Below are 15702 nucleotides of genomic sequence, written 5' to 3'. Positions count from 1 at the left end.
CTGTCAGCGAACCTAGAAGCCGAAGCTTCCGGTCGAGGGCGTCGCGGCCGGAACGTTGACCGTGACCAACTCGGAGAACGCGAACTCGGCGCCGTTGACGCAGCCACCGCGGGCGGTGATCGTGGTGCCGGGCTCGAGGCCGTCGAGCGAGGTCACGACCGTCTTGCCGGGGTCGGCCAGTGATTCCGGGGCGCTGTCACCGAAGAACACGTGGTTGTTCTCGGGACCGACGCCCGCTTCGGCCCAGCACTGCCCCCGGTCGTTGGGGTTGCGCAGGGTGGCGGTGACGGTGCCCGCCGCGGTACCGGCGAAGGTGATCTCGGGCGCTACGAACGGGGTTGCCGCGCCCGCGGGCGCGCCGGGACCGAAGGCGACAACCGCGGCTGACGCGGCCAGGATGGCTCCAGAAATTCGTCTGTTCATCACATGTTTGATGCTGCACCACAACGGATTTCGACACAAGGACAGCGCTGCCCCAGCAATCGGGGGCTGGCGCCTCAGCGCGAAACCCGGCGTGCCTCGAGCGCATCCAGGATCAGGTCCAGACCGAAACCGAACTCGCTCGAGTAGTCGTACCCCGGTTGCAGCGCGTGGTCGACGATCATCTCGGTGAGATAGGGCAACTCATCTGCCGGAAGGTTCGCGAGAATGCCGCCCGCGACTTCCTCGACGTCGGCAGGCACGGACACGGGCAGGTTCGCCTCCTGCAGGACGAACCCGCCGACGTAGCTGTCGATCAGCGAGACCGCGTGCGCGGCCATCGGCAGCGAGAACCCGGCCTCGCGAAGAACTCCGAGAACAGCATCGTGATGACGCAGCGTCGCCGATCCGGGATTGCGGCGGGAATCCATCAGCCCGAGCGCCCAGCTGTGTCGCGCCAGAACCGAACGCGCCGAACAGGCCCTGCCCCGGATCGCATCCCGCCACTGCGCACTGCCCGCCTTCGGCAACTCGATCGCCGCGAACACCGCGTCGACGACCCCGTCGAGCATCGCGTCCTTGTTCGGCACATGGTTGTAGAGCGACATCGCCTCCACGCCGAGCTCCTGCGCCACCCGCCGCATCGTGATGGCCTCCACTCCCCCACGATCGGCGACCCGAATCGCGGCCTCCAGCACACGATCGCGGCTGAGCGGTTGTCGTACGGGCATGGAACCTCCTCGGTGACGAAGTGTTGACAAGCTTACAACCGTAAGTCAGCCTTACAGGTGTAAGTTCACACCGGCCCGAACAAGGGAGCACCCATGCCTATGCCGATTTGGTGGGGCCACATCAACAAACGCGTCTTCAACCCACGCGCTGTCGCAGGCGGAAAATGGCCGGTCCTCACCCACACCGGCCGCTCCTCGGGACAGACCTACCGCACCCCACTCGACGCCCACCCCGTCGACGGCGGCTACCTGTTCGTCCTCGTCTACGGATCAGCCGCGGACTGGGTGCAGAACATCCTGGCCACCGGCACCGCGCAACTCCGCAAGGACGGCCGGGAGGTGGCCCTCACCGCACCCCGCGTCGTCGGCAGAGACGAAGCGTTCCAGGCACTTCCCCCGGAAATCCCCCGCCCCCCGAAACTCCTCCGCATCACCGAGTTCCTCCGCATGGACCTCGCCGACTGACCTCAACCGGCCCGGCCACGATGAACGCGCACGGATCGGGTGTCAGCCCACATCCCGTCGCAGCCAGGTGACTTCCGCGCCGACGTTGTCGGTTCCCTGACGGAATGCCTCGAGATCCTCGTCCCAGGGTGCGCCCAGCGCTCGGTCGAGTTCGGTGGAGAGGTCGAAGGTTCCGTGGACGTCCAGTTCTTTGGCGGCTTGGAGTAGGGCGCGTAATCGCATTTCGCCCAGCATCACGTCACCGTTGGCGCCGGTGGATCCGTGCCAGAGGCCCAGGGTGGGGACGAAGCTGTAGCGTTCGCCGTCGACGCCTTCGCTGGGGTCCTCGGTGACTTCGAAGCGGAGAACAGGCCAGGTGCGCAATGATTGGGCTATCCGGGCCGCGGTGCCGACGGGGCCTATCCAGTCGCTGCTGGCGCGGAGTTGCCCGTCGGCCGGTTGGGTGTTCCAGCGCAATTTCGCGGGGGACGACAGCGCAGTGGACAGCGCCCATTCCACGTGAGGGCACAACGCGGCGGGCGATGAGTGGATGTAGACCACACCCGCCGTCGCGTCAGCGAACTGACTCGATGCGCGCACTTACCAACACCTCCAGCCTCGACAAGGAACGTCTTCCCCAACGGCCCGTCGTGGTCTGGCGTGGCACGAGTGTACTGAAGTGTGCGGTGTTGCGCGTGTTACTTTACTGCGTGTTATGTGTCTCTGCGATAACGGAATCGCTGAATTTCGGCCACGCCGCTCTGGCCCAGTCACCGAAATTCTCGTCGCTCAGCGCGATTGTCGCCACTCCGATTTCCGGGTCGACCCAGAGGAACGTGCCGGACTGGCCGAAGTGCCCGTAGGTGCGGGCGGAATTGGTTGTCCCAGTCCAGTGCGGGGTTTTCCCGTCGCGGATTTCGAATCCCAATCCCCAGTCGTTGGGGCGCTGGGAGCCGAATCCGGGGAGGACGCCGTTGCGGTCGGGGAATTGCACCGAGGTCGCGTCGTCCAAGGTTTGCCGGGATATCAATTGAGGTGTCAGCAACTCGGCGGCGAATAGCGTGAGGTCGGCGAGGGAGGCGCTGCACGCATGGCCGGCGGACCCGTCGAGGACCGCCGTGCGCATACCGAGCGGCTCGAAAACCGCCTCGCGCAGATACAGCGGAAATTCGATCCCGGTCACGTCGGTGAGGAAATCGGCGAGCAGTTCGAAGCCCGCGCTCGAGTAGATGCGCCGCGCCCCGGGTGCGGCGAGAACTTCGGGAGTGGCGAACGCGACGCCCGAAGTGTGGGCCAGCAGATGCCGCACGGTAGAACCGGGCGGACCCGCCGGTTGGTCGAGTTCGACCGCGCCTTCCTCGAGCGCCACGAGGGTGGCGTAGGCGACGAGCGGTTTGGTGACCGAGGCGAGCCGGAACACCCGCTCGGTGTCGCCGATGCTCGACACACTGCCGGCCGTGACCACGGCGGCGGCGGCGTTCTCGACCGGCCAGTGCTGAACCTGCTGCAACGATCGCATATCGGCAGCGTACGAGACGCGGCTACGATCGTGGACACCATGAGTCCCGCACCATCGATCCACGGCGACGTGGCGGCCGGTTTCGGCCCCGTCGCCGACGCCTTCCGCCGCAACTTCACCGATCACGGCGAGATCGGCGCCGCCGTCGCCGTCTACTCCGGTGACCAGCCACTGGTCGACCTGTGGGCGGGCCATCGCGACCGACAGCGCGAGGTGGCCTGGGAGCGCGACACGATCGTGCCGGTGTTCTCCTCGTCGAAGGGAATGTCGGCGTTCACCCTCGCGACGGCGGTGTCGCGGGGGCTGCTCGACTACGAGGCGCCGGTGGCGAAGTACTGGCCGGAGTTCGCCGCGCACGGCAAAGAGCGCATCACGGTGCGTCAGCTCATCGACCATCAGGCCGGTCTGTCGGGACTGGACCGGATCGTGAAACTGCGCGAACTGGTCGACCGCGACGCCCTCGGCGAGCTGCTGGCCGCGCAGAAGCCGGCCTGGGAGCCGGGCACCCGGCACGGTTATCACGCACTCACACTGGGCCTGTATCAGAGCGAATTGCTGCGGAGGGTGGATCCGGCGGGCCGCAGTCTCGGGCGGTTCTTCGCCGAGGAGATCGCGCGCCCGGTCGGCGCCGATCTGTTCATCGGACTGCCCGAGACCGAGTCGATGGACCGGGTCGCCCAGCTCTCGGCGACCAAGGGCTGGGACATCTGGCGCTACGAGCGGCGTGATCTGCCGCTGCGCATCGGCGGTGAGGTCTATGCCAAGCGCGGACACTCCTACGCCGCGCTGACCAATCCGCGCCCTGGCGCCCCCGCCCGCGCCGCGCGACGGGAGTTCCTGGAAATCGAATGGCCCGGCATGAACGGCGTCGGCAATGCCCGCGCGCTGGCGCAGGTCTACGGCGCCGCCGCGGGCCGCACCGGCGTGCTGCCGATCAGCGAGGACGTTCTCGACCTGCTGGCCGCCGCCGACACCGCCGACGATGTGCCCGCCGAAGACCTGGTGCTGCACACCAAGAGCCGCTACCACCTCGGTTTCCGCAAGTCGCGCGGCACGTTCCGCTTCGGCTCGGACAAACGCGCGTACGGCACCACCGGTTTGGGTGGCTCCTTCGGATTCGCCGACCCGGCAACCGGAGTGGGCTTCGGCTACAGCATGAACCGTCTCGGTATGGCGATTCTCGACGATGTGCGCAGCCGTAACCTGCGCGAGGTCGTCGTGCGGTGCGCCGCCTGAGTCAGCGATCCGAACTGACGAGCACCACGCTCGCCGGTGTTCCGTGAGACGAACACGGGCGAGCGTGGTGACCTCGATCAGTGCGCGGTAACGCCGGTCAGCTCGTTCGGCGTGGCTGCCAGAGTCGCGCTGGCGGTGATGTTTCCGGCGGCCAGGTCGACACGGTGCACCTGCTTGGACGCGGGGTCGCTCACGTAGGCGACGCCGTCGCGAACGAACAGGTTCGGGCGGGCGACCTGCCAGTCGAGCGGCTCCTGCCAGCTGCCGATCACCGGAATGGTGCGAACCACCGCGCCCGCGACGGGGTCGATGACGTGGATCTTGCCGTCGGTGCCCAGCACCAGCGCCTCACCCTGCGGGCCGCGAGCCAGCGAACGAAAGGTGTAGCTGGTGCCGATATCGACCAGCCGCAGCGTGCCGTCGACGGTGTTCACCAGCGAAATCTGCTGCGGGCGTTCGAGTTCGGCGTCTTTGTCCTGCTTGTAGTCACCGAGCACGATCGGCGACGCGTCGCTGCCGGACATGTTGCCGATCCGCCCGTAAGCGGTCGGGCTGGTGACCTTGGTGATCTTGCCGTCGCGGTAGACGACGGCGCCGGTCTGGCAGCCGATCACGACCGCCTCGCCCTGAGCCGCCGCTTCACCGTGCACGCCGGGGCAGTCCTCGTTGCGGGTGAGCTCCTTGCGGTCCTTGTCGAGCGCGACGACGCCGACCCGCCTGTCCTCGGTGCCGAGGGTGAGCACCATGTTCCCGTTGCTCAACTCGATCGCGACACCGTGGTGCGGAGCGGCGGCCTTGTAGACCTCCGTCGGCTTGCCGCTGTCGACCTGCGCGGTATCGAGCACGGTGACCTCACCGGAGCCGTCGGCGAACAGCACCGTCTTGCCCGCGTGCCGGACGACATGGCCCGGCTTGGCGGCGGGGAACTGGGTTCCGGTGAACGCGGCGTCGTAGGCGTCGAAGACGCGGAAGCCGTCCTTGGTCGACACCATCAGATGGTCGTCGTCCCCGACCGGGTTGAGCCGGTTGTAGCCGTCGATCTTCACCTCGCCCCGCTGGGCCAGTGACGAGCCGTCGAGGACGTAGATGCCGCCGTCGTAGGTGAGGGCGATCGGTTCGGCGCCCGGCGTGTGCGGGTGATCGTGACCGGAATCGTCTGTGCCGCAACCGCTCAGCGCCATCGCCGAGGCGAGTGCCGCGGACATGGCCACCATGGTGGTGGTCCGTGACCTGTTCATGTAGTGCTCCATCTCTTGTGCGTGAATTACGTGCTCGGCCCGGATAGACCACGGGCGATGGCCTCGGTGTTGGCGCGAGCCATCTCCAGATAGGTGGCCGCGCCGTCACCGGGTGCGGTGAGCGACTCGGTGTGCAGGGCGATCACCTGCACCTGTAGCCCGGTGTGTTCGGCCAGGACGCGCGACAGCCGATCGGGCTGTGCGGAGTCGGCGAAGATCGCACTCACACCCGCGGTCCGGATCGCGGTCGCGAGGTCGTCGAGATCGGAGGCGCTCGGCGAGGCCAGGGTGGTGCCGCTGGGGATCACCGCGCCGATCACCCGGAATCCGAATCGCTGTGCGAGATAACCGAAGACGTGATGGTCGGTCACCAGCTGCCTGCGCTCGGCCGGGACGGCGGCGAACCGATCGGTCATCCACCGGTCCAGCTCGTCGACCTCGCCGAGGTAGCGCCGCGTGTTCGCCCGCACCGCGTCGGCGTCGATGCCGTCGACCCGGGCGAGCACCTCGGTACTGATCGCCTCGACGGCCGTGCGCACCCGGCGCGGATCGGTCCAGAAGTGCGGATCGGGTTGTCCCGCCGACTCATCGGAGGCATAGGTGATCGGATCCACCCGCTCGGCCACGGCGAGGGTGGGAACCCCGGCACTGGTGGCAGCCCCCACATGCCGGGCCACGCCTTCCTCGAGCCCGAGCCCGTTGTGCACCACCAGCGCCGCCCGCTCGATCTCGGCTGCTTGACGTGCGGAAATACCGAACGAATGCGGATCGGCGCCCGCCTGCATCAGCACTGTCACCGGCACCGTGTCACCGACAACGGCCCGGGTCAGATCGCCGAGGATATTGGTGGTCACCACGATCCCGGACCGCTCGGCCCCGCTGCTGCACGCACTCACCAGCGGCACGAGCAGGGCAGCCGCGAACAGGAGCGGGACTGCGCGGCGGATCGTCCCCGTGATTCGACCAATGTCGTAGCGGCGCAACGGTATAGACGGCACGGCAGTTGCCCGCCGTCGGCTCGAGGGGAGAACGTGAGAGATGTGCGCGCGCTTCACAGGCCGGTCTCCACCATCAGCGAGGGCGCGATGTCCAGCGAGAACGTGCGCGCGACGCGAAGATTGTCGTTGTAGGCGATCTCGTGGACGGTGCGCGCCCGAGAGTCGTTGATGTAGGCGCGCTCCGGATCGACACTGATCACCGGATCTCCTTCGACCGCCCCGGCGATCAACGCGGTCCGCGTTGTCTCCGTGCCGGTTACGGGGTCGATGCCGTGCAGCACACCATCGCGGGTGAGCACCAGCAGCGGCGATCCCTCACCGGCGGTGTTCACCGCGACCGCGTCGGAGATCGCGGTTCGAGTCCAGGTCTTCTTCCTGATGTCGAGCGTCCACACACCGTCGCGTCCGAGCGCGGTCAGTGTGGTGCTGCCGGGGCGGTGGGTGAAGGCGCTCGCCCGGTCCGAGGTCTGCGCCGGATAGGGAATCTTCTCGGCGACGATCTCGCCCTCGCGCTGGGCCACCACGAGCGCGCCGTCGGCACAGCCGACAACAACTCCGCGCCTGGTCACGGCCTGCCCTTTCGGCTGCGGACACGGGGGAGCCTGCACTTGCCCCGCCGCGCCGTCACGCCCGCGCACCTCGACTCGACCCGAACTGTCAGCCACCACGATCCGCTCGGCATACGGCACCGCGATGCCTTCGATTCGGCGTTGCGTCTGGGCGACACCGCCGTCCAGAGCCGGACGGTCGAACAAGATCGACGCGCCGGAGTCCAGCACCACCGACGCGACGGCAGCATCGCTGTACGCCCCGACGACCCCGCGGCCGCCTTCCGGTGCGGGAGAAACGCTCCCGGCGCCGGGCCCCGTATCCGCACCACTGTCGGCCGCGGCGATCACCCCGATCTCCCGGACGGGTGCCTTGTAGTAGTGCCGATGGTCGCCATGGTCGACGGTCCACGCCCCGCTGTCCACGACCTGGATCGACGCACCTGAACTCAGGTACGCGAAACGCCCGTCCCCCACCGCTCCAACGGTCGACACCTTCTGGTCGCCACTGTTCGGCGACGGCGCGGTGCCACCCGGCGCGCTCGAATGCGGCTGCGCTCGACCACTTTCCGCTGAGCCGGCGTCAACGGCCGTGACCTCCCCGCTCAACAGATCGATCACCCGCACAGCCCCGGCCTCGTCGGCGACAACCACGCGTGTCTGTGCCTCGCTCATCTCCTCCGCGCCCGCGACGAACCCGTGCGGCGCCGTCTCCTCGACGACCGGCACCTCTGTTGCCCCGCAGCCCACCAACGGCACAGCGGCGAGCGCGACCACGCCCACCCGGCCGACCCGTTCCCGCACCGCGGAAATGAGCGCGGACACGAAGAACGAGCCGACGGCCACCGCCGCGATGGTGGCCCCCGCAGCGGTTCCCGCGTGCCACGAAATGACCAGGCCCCCCACGGTGGACAGTCCACCGATCAACGCGGCAACCGCCATCACCACCGGCACCCGGTTCGACCAGAACACCGCGGCGGCGGGCGGCGCGATCAGCAATCCGAAGACGAGCAGCGTCCCCACGACGTGAAACGACGCCACGATCGCCAGGGTCACCAAACCCACCAGCGCCGCGTGCGCCAGCTTCGGACGCAGCCCGAGGGTGTGCGCCTTGCGTGCATCGAAGGTGAGCGCCACGAACGCGCGATGCCCGAGCACCGCCACCACCAGCGCGACGACAAGGGCCGCAACTAGATACCACAGGTCGACGGCGCGCACGGCCAGCACATCACCGAACAGGAACCCGGTCAGGTCCACCGCGAAGGACTGCGACCGCGACACGATGATCACCCCGGTCGCGAGCATCCCGACGAACAACAGGCCGATCGCGGTATCCGGCGCGAACCGCTTGCCACGACTCAGCACCGACACCCCGGCGGCCATGGCGGTGCAACTGATCGCGGCGCCGATCATCAGGTTCCCGCCGAGCAACGCCGCGACCGCGACGCCGGGCAGCATCCCGTGCGCCATCGCGTCGCCGAGAAATGCCATGCCGCGCACCACCACCCAGGTCCCGGCGAGGGCGCACACGCACGACACGAGCAGCCCACCCCACAGCGCGCGTTGCACGAAAGCCACCTCGAACGGGGCGAACAGCCAATCCATAGCGCGAGACGATATACTGAAAATGATTATCGTTTCAATTGAGGTGAGATGCAGCACACAGATGACGCAGCAATCCGGATCGAGCGGCTGACCGCCGGTTACGCCCGGCGGCCCGTACTCCACGAGGTGACGGCCACGATCCCGCGCGGGCAGGTGACCGCGATCGTCGGACCCAACGGCTCGGGGAAATCGACCCTGCTCGGCGTTCTCGCCGGCACCGTGACCGCGCAGGACGGGACGGTGCACCGCACCACCACCCGGCGACCCGCCTTCGTGGTGCAGCACACGGCGATTCCGCAGACTCTGCCGATCACGGTGCGAGAAGTGGTCGCGATGGGGCGCTGGGCGCACCGCGGACCGTGGCGGCGACTGACCCGTGCGGATCGCGAGATCGCGCGCACCTGCCTGGAACGAATGGAGCTCACCGATCTGGCGACCCGGCGGCTCGACACCCTCTCGGGCGGTCAACGCCAACGCACGCTGCTCGCACAGGCTTTGGCGCAGGAGTCCGATCTACTGCTGCTGGACGAGCCGGCGGCGGGCTTGGACGAGGCGTCTCAGGCCGAGATCTCCGGGGTCCTGGCGCAGATCAGCGCGGCCGGTGTGACTGTCGTCCAGGCCACCCACGACCTGGACGAGGCGAGCCGGGCAGACCACTGCCTGCTGCTGCGGGACGGGCGGCTGAAGGCCGCGGGTCATCCGGAGAAAGTGCTGGTCAGAGCCTAGAGTCGAGGACATGACCGAGAAACCCGACTCCGTCGACGCCTATCTGGCGGCCCAACCGCCGTCAGAGCGCGCTGTCCTGCAGCGGATCCGCGAAACGATCCACCGCGCGGTGCCCGACACGGGCGAGAAGATCAGCTACGCCATCCCGGCCGCCACCATCGACGGCCGGGTGTTCATCTTCTTCGCGGGCTGGAAGTCCCACGTGAGCGTGTACCCCGTCCCCGAGGGGGACGAGGCGTTCGAGAAAGCCGTCGAGCCCTACAACTCGGGCCGTGGCACCTTGAAATTCCCCCTCGGCGAACCGATTCCGTACGACCTGATCGCCCAGGTCGCGGTCCGCCTCGCCGAGCGGGCGGGCAAGAGCTGACTACCAGTCGGCTTCGGTGAAGCGGATGATGCCGCGGATGTTCTTGCCGTCCAGCATGTCCTGGTAGCCCTGGTTGATCTCTTCGAGCGAGTAGCTGCGCGTGACCATGTCGTCGAGATTGAGCTGGCCCGCCTTGTAGAGCGAGAGCAGGCGCGGCGCGTCCTGACGGGCGTTGCCGCCACCGAAGATCGTGCCCTTCACCGTCTTCTGCAACATCGACAGCAGGAAGCTGTTCATCTTGACGTCGCCGGCGTCCATGCGCCCCATCGAGGTGACGACCAGAGTGCCCGCCTTGCCGGTGAGGATCAGGCCCTCTTCGACGTAGTCGCCATGCATCTCACCCATGGTGAGGATGACCTTCTCGGCCATCCGCCCCTCGGTGGCCTCGATCATCGGCATGATCGCGGCGGCCATGCTCTCGTAGGTGTGGGTGGCGCCGAACTTCTGCGCCTGTTCGCGCTTCCACGGATTCGGGTCGATGGCGATGACCTTCGACGCGCCGGAGAGCACGGCCCCTTGCAGCGCGCTCATGCCGACGCCACCGATACCCGCGATCACCACGGTCTCACCCGGCTGCACCTGTGCCACATGGGTCGAGGATCCGAAGCCGGTCGGCACGCCGCAGCCGACGAGGCAAGCCACCTCGAACGGGATGGTGGGATCGATCTTCACCACGGACGTGTGGTGCACCGTCATGTACGGGGAGAACGTGCCGAGCAGGCACATCGGGATGACATTCTCGCCACGCGCCTGGATGCGGTACGTGCCGTCCGAAATAGCCTGCCCCATCAGCAGTCCCGCGCCGAGGTCGCACAGCGCCATGTTTCCGGCGACGCACGAGGGACAGCGGCCGCAGGCGGGGATGAACGACAGGATGACGTGGTCACCCACGGCCAGGTCGGCCGGACAGTTCGGGCCGAGCTTGGTGATCACACCCGCGCCCTCGTGCCCACCCATCACCGGGTAGGACGGCATCGGCGTCGCGCCGGTGACGATGTGATGGTCGGAGTGGCACATGCCCGCCGTTTCCATCCGGATCTGCACTTCACCGGCGACGGGGTCGCCGACCTCGATCTCCTCGACCGACCATTCCTGGTCGGTGCCCCACAGGATCGCGCCCTTCGTCTTCATGCCGGTAGACCTCTCGCCAAGCTCGTGCCTCGTTGTGACTGCACTCACCCTAGCCACAAATCACCGGTTTCTGAAACACGTTCTAGAAAATATTCGAGAGATTTCTATCCGCGCACGTCATGGACGTGGTGCACGACGTCGTGCAAGAAGTACCGACCCAGCGAGGTGACCGTGAACAGCGAACCGTCGCTGCGCGCGCCCCGCAGATCGAGCCGATCGGCGGGCACCGCACCGAACGCGGCAGCCACACGATCGGCGGCGAGCGCCAGCTCCCGGGCGACCACGGCGGGATCCTGCTGGTCGTAGCGATCGGCGACGGCGGTCGCGTCCTGATCCCAGTTCTCGAACCGCGGCGCCTCGACCCCGTCACCGTCGAGCATCAGCGCGAGCCTGGTGTCGAAGATCCGGCACACATCGCGCACATGAGCGCCGTACTCGAGGACCGACCAGGTCAGCTCGTCGGGACGCACTCGCGCATCGTCGCGTTCGAGCGCCGTGCCGATCCTGGCGGCGCTGTCGAGCACGAGCTCGGGGACGGCCGAGTACGCGGTGGCCTCGGCATCGAATCCGCACTCCGAGCAGGCGCGTTCGAGGACCCAGGTCCAATTCTTGGTGTCGGGGACGATCATGGAAGTCAGCCTAAATTGTCCTCTTTTTATGCTCCATCAATATCCAGCCAACTATCGACGAGATCCGGCATCATTCGGCGAGCTGATTCGCCTGCTCGAAGAGTTCCAGCGTCACCGCGTGCAGGAAGTCGCCGACCGGTTTCGGCGCCTTGCCCGCGAACGCCCGCGCGTAGGTGCCCTCGAGGACGATGCCCAGCTTGAAGCAGGCCAGCACGGTGTACCAGGTGACGGCACTGAGATCGCGGTCGGAGAACTTGCCGTAGTGCTCGATCATCTCCGCCTCGGTCGGCAGACCGCCGACGGTGCCGAGGGTGCCCATCAGACCCGCCCCGACGGTGCCGGGCTCGGGCCGGGTCGCCAGCTGCCAGCCCAGGTCGAGCAGCGGATCGCCGATCGTCGACATCTCCCAGTCGACCATCGCCGCCACCTCGGGGCCGTCGTAGTCGAACATCATGTTCGCCAGGTGACAGTCGCCGTGCATGATGCCGGGCAGCCAGTCCGCAGGCCGGTGCCGCTCGAGCCAGTCGCCGATCCGCTCGACACCGGGGATCTGCGGGCCGGGGTAGCCCTCGTTGGCGTTGTAGGAGTCGAGTTCGCGCAGCCAGCGCGGGACCTGCCGCTCGAGGAAACCCGCGGGACGGCCGTAGTCGTCGAGGCCGAGCGCCTGATAGTCGAGGGAGCCGAGCCGGGCGATGGCCTCGACCGCGGACAGACCCATCTGGCGCCGGACCTCGGGATCACCAGCGTGCAATTCGGGCAGTTCCGTCTGTGGGTTGAAGCCGCGGATGGGCTCCATCAGATAGAACACCGCGCCGATCACCGATTCGTCGTCGCAGGCCGCGATCACCCGGGGCGAACGCACCTCGGTGTCGGCGATCGCGCGCAGCAGCCGTGATTCCCGGCCGATCACCTCATTGCTCTTGGCGCGCAGATGCTTGGGCCCGCGCCGCAGCACGTACTCACGCCCGCCCCGGGTGAAGCGCAGCATCACATTCTGCGTGCCGCCGCCGAGAGCGGTGACCGCGTCGAATTCCGTCCCGGGCAAGCCCTGTTCGTCCATCCACCGTCCGATCGCCGCGAAATCGGCGATCGCCGGGTCAACATCGACAGGTTGAGAAACAGCCATGCCGCACATTGTGCCCGGAGTTCGGCGGGGGCTGCGCGGGAATGCGCACGCGCACGCCCGGCGTAATGTTTCTGCCACGATGCGCACGCTCTTGATCGACAACTACGACTCGTTCACCTACAACCTCTATCAGCTGATCAGCGAGGTCAACGGGAGCGAGCCGACCGTCGTGCGCAACGACGAGGCCGACGGCTCCCTCGACCTCGATCAGTTCGACAATGTGGTGATCTCGCCCGGACCCGGCCGCCCGGACCGCGCCCGCGACATGGGGGTGTCGACAGCGCTGATCGCGCAGACCGATCTGCCGCTGCTGGGCGTGTGCCTAGGCCATCAGGGGATCGTGCTCGGCGCGGGCGGAACGGTGGAGCGCGCGCCACAGGCCAGGCACGGTTTCCTCGACCAGGTGACCCACGACGATCGGGATCTGTTCGCCGGTCTGCCGCAGGGCTTCACCGTGGTGCGCTACCACTCGCTCGCGGCGCGGGAGCCGCTGCCCGCGTCGCTCGAGGTGACCGCGTCGACCAGCGATGGGGTGATCATGGGGGTGCGCCATCGCGAGCGGCCGCAGTGGGGTGTGCAGTTCCACCCCGAGTCGGTGTCGAGTGAATTCGGCGCCGCGCTGTTGCGCAACTTCGCCGATCTCACCAAGGCGCGCACACGGGTAGCCGCACCGGTGATCGTGCGCGGACCCGCGGTCGTGGCGCCCGTTTCCCATGAACGCTCATTCAGCCTGCGGCACAAGGTGATCGAACGCGCGATCGATACCGAAGCGATCTTCCTGCGCCGTTGTGCCGACGCTCCGAGCGCGTTCTGGCTCGACAGTGAGCACGTCGAACCCGGTCTGGACCGGTTCTCCTTCCTCGGCGACGCGCGCGGGCCGCATGCCGAAATCGTCGGTTACCGGGTCGGCGACGCCCGCGTCACCGTGACGGACGTCGCGGGCACCCGTACCGTCGCGGGCACGGTCCTGGACTATCTCGATCGCGAACTCCGGGCGCGGCGCTGCGATATCCCGCCGTTGCCTTTCGATTTCGCGGGCGGCTACGTCGGCTATCTCGGTTACGAGGTGAAGGCCGACTGCGGTGCGAACATCGCGCACCGCTCCCCCACCCCCGATGCCCAGTGGATCTTCGCCGACCGGCTGATTGTCGTCGACCACGAGGCCGGGCGAACTCACCTGCTCGCCCTGTGCGAACCCGCCACCGCCAGCGACGCCGAGCAGTGGCTGCGCGAGACTTCCGAGTCCCTCGACGATCTCCCCACCTGGGCCAATCCCGCCGACCTGCCCGTGCCCGCCGATCCCGACGCCGTGCAGGCGCATCTGGTGCGTGGCCGCGACCGCTATCTCGCGGATATCGCGGTGTGTCAGGACCGGCTGCACGCGGGCGAGTCCTACGAGATCTGCCTGACCGACGCGGTCGCCGTCGCCGCGGCGCCCGAGGACGGATTCGCCTTCTACCGGCGACTGCGTCGCTGCAATCCGGCACCGTACGCCGCCTACCTCCGCTTCGACGGTCTGGATGTGGCGTGTTCCTCGCCGGAACGGTTCCTGAAGATCGACCGGGATCGGGTGGTCGAGAGCAAACCGATCAAAGGCACCGCCCCGCGCGGACGGACCGCCGACGAGGACGAGCGCCTGCGTCGCGCGCTGGCCGACGACCCGAAGACCCGGGCCGAGAACCTGATGATCGTCGACCTGTTGCGCAACGACCTCGGCCGCGTCTGTGACGTGGGTTCGGTGCACGTCCCGAAGCTGATGGACACCGAAACCTATTCCACCCTGCACCAATTGGTGTCGACCGTGCGTGGCACGCTGCTTCCCGGCGCCGGGGTGATCGACTGTCTGCGCGCCTGCTTCCCCGGCGGTTCGATGACCGGCGCGCCGAAGCTGCGGACCATGGAGATCCTCGACGAGCTGGAAACCCAAGCGCGCGGCATCTATTCGGGCACCATCGGTTTCCTCGGCCTGAACGGCACCGCCGACCTCAACATCGTCATCCGCACGGCAGTCCGCTACGACGACGAGTGGCGGATCGGCGCGGGCGGCGCGATCGTCCTCGATTCCGATCCCGAGGACGAGTACGCGGAGATGGTGCTCAAGGCGGCGGCGACATTCCGGGCTCTGACTCCCGGGATGTGAGTTCGACGCCCACGCTGCAATACCGGTCGGGCCACGTCGCGGCCGGATCGGACGGCGTTCGAGGAATCAGCGTCGCCGACGGCCGCGTTTGTCCGGCTCCGGTGCCGGTGCGGGTTCCTCGCCCCCACGCCCCGTGATCCGCCCGAGCAACCCGACACCGGGCAGCTTCGCCACCGCGCCGAACACGTCCTCCCCCAGGGAGATCATCGCCTCGAGCCGTGGCAACAACCGGTCATAGGTGGCGAACACCGGATCAGCCAGCGCCAACGTCCGATCGAGCCGATCGATCGTGCTGTTGAGCCGATCGACCGCGATCGACAGGTTCTCCACCAGATCCGGCAACTGCGCGGCCAGCTGCGCCGACGCGGGCGGCAACCGAACCGCCGCGTCGAAGGCGTACCCCGCTGTCTGCTGAGCGGCATCGATAGCCTGCCCCGCCGCAGTCTGCGCCGCCCCCACCGCCGCCTGAGCCGCCGACAGCAACTCCGCCCCCGGCACCTTCCGCGCCTGCGCCGGAGCAGGCTCCTCCGCGCGCCCCCGTCTCCTCGGGTTCGTCATAACACCACTGTGCCCCAAGGACGCCACAGACGCAGGGAAGCACACCCCGCACCGCCTCGTGTCACGCCAGAACTCCGCCGCCTACCGCACCACCCCAAACCCGCAGACCGCCCTCACCCCCGACCACACGGTCCACCCCAGCCGATCCCCCTCTTCAACAACCCACCCAACCCACCCACCGCACTCCCGACCCCTAGGGAGGGACGGCCACGAAGTGGCCGGTCCGCGGCCGGGCCGCCGGTCAGGCGCCGGTGCGTAGGCGACGAAGGAGCAAGCACCGGTGCCC

At 67.9% G+C, this 15702-nt stretch carries 16 protein-coding genes; 5 read left to right on the top strand and 11 right to left on the bottom strand.

Features of this window, described 5'->3' with window-relative positions; translation table 11 throughout:
* Window positions 1-12 precede the first annotated feature (12 nt).
* Both ACFTS5_RS33170 and ACFTS5_RS33165 read right to left on the bottom strand, forming a co-directional pair.
* Complete coding sequence (locus tag ACFTS5_RS33170) at window positions 13-423, bottom strand: hypothetical protein (RefSeq protein WP_378639045.1); 411 nt, start codon at window positions 421-423, stop codon at window positions 13-15.
* A gap of 74 nt (window positions 424-497) precedes the next feature.
* Window positions 498-1151, bottom strand: coding sequence for a TetR/AcrR family transcriptional regulator C-terminal domain-containing protein (locus tag ACFTS5_RS33165; protein WP_378639043.1), 654 nt, complete (start codon window positions 1149-1151; stop codon window positions 498-500).
* 93 nt (window positions 1152-1244) lie between these two features.
* On the opposite strand from ACFTS5_RS33165, the gene ACFTS5_RS33160 reads away from it, so the two are divergent.
* A complete protein-coding gene (locus ACFTS5_RS33160; RefSeq protein WP_378639040.1) occupies window positions 1245-1616 on the top strand; it encodes a nitroreductase family deazaflavin-dependent oxidoreductase in 372 nt (123 codons plus the stop codon).
* Window positions 1617-1658: 42 nt separating this feature from the next.
* Here the strand turns inward: ACFTS5_RS33160 and ACFTS5_RS33155 are convergent, their stop codons facing one another.
* Complete coding sequence (locus ACFTS5_RS33155) at window positions 1659-2195, bottom strand: DUF3145 domain-containing protein (protein ID WP_378639037.1); 537 nt, start codon at window positions 2193-2195, stop codon at window positions 1659-1661.
* A gap of 103 nt (window positions 2196-2298) precedes the next feature.
* Entirely contained in the window at window positions 2299-3114 is an 816-nt protein-coding gene (locus ACFTS5_RS33150) for a serine hydrolase domain-containing protein (protein ID WP_378639035.1), read from the bottom strand.
* A 39-nt stretch (window positions 3115-3153) separates the two neighbouring features.
* On the opposite strand from ACFTS5_RS33150, the gene ACFTS5_RS33145 reads away from it, so the two are divergent.
* Window positions 3154-4350: a serine hydrolase domain-containing protein gene (locus ACFTS5_RS33145; RefSeq protein ID WP_378639032.1), complete on the top strand. Its 1197-nt coding sequence runs from the start codon at window positions 3154-3156 to the stop codon at window positions 4348-4350.
* Between the two features lie 77 nt (window positions 4351-4427).
* Here ACFTS5_RS33145 and aztD read toward each other — a convergent pair whose 3' ends face one another.
* The 3 genes from aztD to aztB all read right to left on the bottom strand — a co-directional run bounded on the left by aztD (window position 4428) and on the right by aztB (window position 8796).
* Window positions 4428-5588, bottom strand: a complete 1161-nt coding sequence (aztD, locus tag ACFTS5_RS33140; RefSeq protein WP_378639029.1) for a zinc metallochaperone AztD — start codon at window positions 5586-5588, stop codon at window positions 4428-4430.
* Window positions 5589-5614: 26 nt separating this feature from the next.
* Window positions 5615-6535, bottom strand: coding sequence for a zinc ABC transporter substrate-binding protein AztC (gene aztC / locus ACFTS5_RS33135; protein ID WP_378639134.1), 921 nt, complete (start codon window positions 6533-6535; stop codon window positions 5615-5617).
* A 104-nt stretch (window positions 6536-6639) separates the two neighbouring features.
* Window positions 6640-8796 (bottom strand): zinc ABC transporter permease AztB, encoded by a 2157-nt coding sequence (aztB, locus tag ACFTS5_RS33130; RefSeq protein WP_378639026.1) that lies wholly within the window; start codon window positions 8794-8796, stop codon window positions 6640-6642.
* Here aztB and aztA point away from each other — a divergent pair.
* Together aztA and ACFTS5_RS33120 are read left to right on the top strand one after the other, a co-directional pair.
* Window positions 8788-9465, top strand: a complete 678-nt coding sequence (gene aztA / locus ACFTS5_RS33125) for a zinc ABC transporter ATP-binding protein AztA (protein WP_378639024.1) — start codon at window positions 8788-8790, stop codon at window positions 9463-9465. The two genes, aztB and aztA, sit on opposite strands and share 9 nt — an antisense overlap.
* Window positions 9466-9475: 10 nt before the next feature.
* Window positions 9476-9832 carry an iron chaperone gene (locus ACFTS5_RS33120; RefSeq protein ID WP_378639022.1) on the top strand — a complete coding sequence of 119 codons (357 nt, stop codon included), beginning with the start codon at window positions 9476-9478 and terminating at the stop codon, window positions 9830-9832.
* On the opposite strand, the gene ACFTS5_RS33115 is transcribed toward ACFTS5_RS33120, so the two are convergent.
* The 3 genes from ACFTS5_RS33115 to ACFTS5_RS33105 form a co-directional block, all read right to left on the bottom strand.
* Window positions 9833-10963: an NDMA-dependent alcohol dehydrogenase gene (locus ACFTS5_RS33115; RefSeq protein ID WP_378639020.1), complete on the bottom strand. Its 1131-nt coding sequence runs from the start codon at window positions 10961-10963 to the stop codon at window positions 9833-9835.
* A 104-nt stretch (window positions 10964-11067) separates the two neighbouring features.
* The gene (locus tag ACFTS5_RS33110) at window positions 11068-11592 is read right to left on the bottom strand and encodes a DinB family protein (protein ID WP_378639017.1); all 525 of its coding nucleotides are present in this window, start codon (window positions 11590-11592) and stop codon (window positions 11068-11070) included.
* 70 nt (window positions 11593-11662) lie between these two features.
* Window positions 11663-12727, bottom strand: coding sequence for a phosphotransferase family protein (locus ACFTS5_RS33105; protein WP_378639131.1), 1065 nt, complete (start codon window positions 12725-12727; stop codon window positions 11663-11665).
* Window positions 12728-12797: 70 nt separating this feature from the next.
* Between ACFTS5_RS33105 and pabB the strand changes: the two genes are divergently transcribed.
* Window positions 12798-14858, top strand: a complete 2061-nt coding sequence (pabB, locus tag ACFTS5_RS33100) for an aminodeoxychorismate synthase component I (protein WP_378639015.1) — start codon at window positions 12798-12800, stop codon at window positions 14856-14858.
* A gap of 66 nt (window positions 14859-14924) precedes the next feature.
* On the opposite strand, the gene ACFTS5_RS33095 is transcribed toward pabB, so the two are convergent.
* Entirely contained in the window at window positions 14925-15416 is a 492-nt protein-coding gene (locus ACFTS5_RS33095; protein WP_378639012.1) for a hypothetical protein, read from the bottom strand.
* Window positions 15417-15702: the final 286 nt, after the last annotated feature.

Origin of the sequence: Nocardia sp. NPDC056952, from assembly GCF_042674185.1 — a bacterium.
GTDB lineage: Bacteria > Actinomycetota > Actinomycetes > Mycobacteriales > Mycobacteriaceae > Nocardia.
This window is presented reverse-complemented; position numbering and strand designations above follow the sequence as displayed.

Coding starts and splice junctions, on each gene's coding strand:
- ACFTS5_RS33150 (WP_378639035.1), bottom strand. CDS start 3,114: ATGCGATCGTTGCAGCAGGTTCAGCACTGGCCGGTCGAGAACGCCGCC.
- ACFTS5_RS33170 (WP_378639045.1), bottom strand. CDS start 423: ATGAACAGACGAATTTCTGGAGCCATCCTGGCCGCGTCAGCCGCGGTT.
- ACFTS5_RS33105 (WP_378639131.1), bottom strand. CDS start 12,727: ATGTGCGGCATGGCTGTTTCTCAACCTGTCGATGTTGACCCGGCGATC.
- ACFTS5_RS33160 (WP_378639040.1), top strand. CDS start 1,245: ATGCCTATGCCGATTTGGTGGGGCCACATCAACAAACGCGTCTTCAAC.
- pabB (WP_378639015.1), top strand. CDS start 12,798: ATGCGCACGCTCTTGATCGACAACTACGACTCGTTCACCTACAACCTC.
- ACFTS5_RS33120 (WP_378639022.1), top strand. CDS start 9,476: ATGACCGAGAAACCCGACTCCGTCGACGCCTATCTGGCGGCCCAACCG.
- ACFTS5_RS33110 (WP_378639017.1), bottom strand. CDS start 11,592: ATGATCGTCCCCGACACCAAGAATTGGACCTGGGTCCTCGAACGCGCC.
- aztD (WP_378639029.1), bottom strand. CDS start 5,588: ATGAACAGGTCACGGACCACCACCATGGTGGCCATGTCCGCGGCACTC.
- aztA (WP_378639024.1), top strand. CDS start 8,788: ATGCAGCACACAGATGACGCAGCAATCCGGATCGAGCGGCTGACCGCC.
- ACFTS5_RS33145 (WP_378639032.1), top strand. CDS start 3,154: ATGAGTCCCGCACCATCGATCCACGGCGACGTGGCGGCCGGTTTCGGC.
- ACFTS5_RS33115 (WP_378639020.1), bottom strand. CDS start 10,963: ATGAAGACGAAGGGCGCGATCCTGTGGGGCACCGACCAGGAATGGTCG.
- ACFTS5_RS33095 (WP_378639012.1), bottom strand. CDS start 15,416: ATGACGAACCCGAGGAGACGGGGGCGCGCGGAGGAGCCTGCTCCGGCG.
- ACFTS5_RS33165 (WP_378639043.1), bottom strand. CDS start 1,151: ATGCCCGTACGACAACCGCTCAGCCGCGATCGTGTGCTGGAGGCCGCG.